The 1,672-nt window shown below is 45.5% G+C and carries 1 pseudogene; it reads right to left on the minus strand.

The window, feature by feature from the left end:
- Nucleotides 1–1,644 (minus strand): annotated as a pseudogene (locus EAO37_RS08970) (hypothetical protein); the annotation flags it as partial.
- Nucleotides 1,645–1,672: the final 28 nt, after the last annotated feature.

A 1,672-nucleotide genomic window follows, 5' to 3' on the forward strand; every position in this document is an offset into this window, starting at 1 on the left:
AATGCTTTTGCCTAGCTCTAAATTCTTTTCATTCTCTTTCCCCCCTGCTTGGGCTTGCTTGTTCTCTAGGGCTTCTTGTTGCTCTTTGGCTCTCTGCTGGGCTAAAGCCTCTTGTTTAGCCCTGTTAGCTTGCTGCTGCTCTAAAGCCTCTTGTCTTTGGCTCTCTCTAAAGGCTAGTGCCTGCTCTCTAGGGCTTAAGGGGGGTGTTTGGGGGGATGTGCTAGAGTGGGGGAAATCCTCTAAAGGTTTATTGATGGCTGATGCTTCATTTCCCTTACCTCCTGAAAAATTAGCGTTCTCACTCAATGCAGAATCTGGGCGATTATATGCTGTATCTCCCTCTGAAAAAGCGCGGTTTGAATTTGACTTTTCTAAAGGCTCTTGGGTGGGTTTCCCCTCTGTGGGCGATTTTCTCACTAGGACAGATTTCTCGGAGCTTTGGGCGCTCAAGGACTTAACCTCATATGAAGTAAAGTCGCTTATATCTAAATCCAAACCTTGAGCAATTTGGCGGCTTTTCACCTTCAAGGCTAGCATTTCTTCATCTGTTAGCTTTGCCAACTCTTCAGGGTCTCTGATAATATGGTAAATCGGGTCTAAATCTTTTTTAGTCCCCCAACTGCTATTAGTGTGCAACTGGATTTCACTAGCTACGCCCTTGTAATTGAATTGGACATGTAGCCCCTTGTATCCACTCTGGCGGTGGTGTAGCTCTATAGTAGGCTCTATGCCCTGCGCTCTTAGGCTGTCCTCAATGTGCATAAGTTGGCTATTTAATTGCGCCCTATTTTCAACCCTAATGCTCGCTCTTAAAAAATCACTAATCGCACTTATATCCCCCTGCTTGCTAAGTAGTTTGCGCTCTAAACTCTCTACACTCTTAAGTAAGTTGCTAGCCTCTAGGCTATATTGCCCGGGTATGCTCTGCAATAACCCCCTAAACCCGCTTTCTTGCGCTTGGGCTTTATTAAAAAGCTCCTTAGCCTGCTGCTTAGCTTGAATTTTAAGCTCTTGAGCGTTATCTTTACCTATGCGGGTCCAAACACTTTCCCCCGCTCGGTCGGTAAAAGTTTGGATAAGGTCGGCATCTTTAATTTTATCTTGTAAAAATTTTAGCCTTGTTTTGGGTATAAAGGTGATCAGGCGTTTATCGTTCTCTTGCGTGATGAGTAGGCTAAAAAATCCGCCATTCCCATCGCTAAAACTTTTAATCAGTTCGCTTCTTTCACCTTTAGTGAGCTTTAAATCCCACTCTTTGAGTGTGGGCTCAACAAGATTTAAATAAGCTAAACGGCTTTGAGCGTCTTGTTTTTTCTGCAAATGTTTAATAAAGTTTTCTTTATTCTCCACACTTTCCAAACTCTTCAAAAAGCCTTCAAGGTCTAATGTTTGGGGAATAGGACTTTTAGGGGCGTTCTCTAAGAAGTTAAGAGCTTCTTGGGGGCTAATTTCTATGTGTCCCCCCTCTGCATCTCCCCCACCTCTTCCTCCCTTATCCCCCTCTGTGCTAGAAAGACTTGTTCCCTCTCTGGGGGGTTTGCCCCCACTATCCCCTAATTGTGGGTTAGCTATCCCTCCTCCCCCACTCGCAACGGGGTCAACCCTTCGGCTTAACCCCGGCTCGCCTCCATCATCTGGGGGCATTCCCCCCTCAATCTCTCTAATAAGGGCT

The sequence above is a fragment of the Helicobacter sp. L8 genome (assembly GCF_003660355.1).
Taxonomy (GTDB): domain Bacteria; phylum Campylobacterota; class Campylobacteria; order Campylobacterales; family Helicobacteraceae; genus Helicobacter; species Helicobacter labacensis.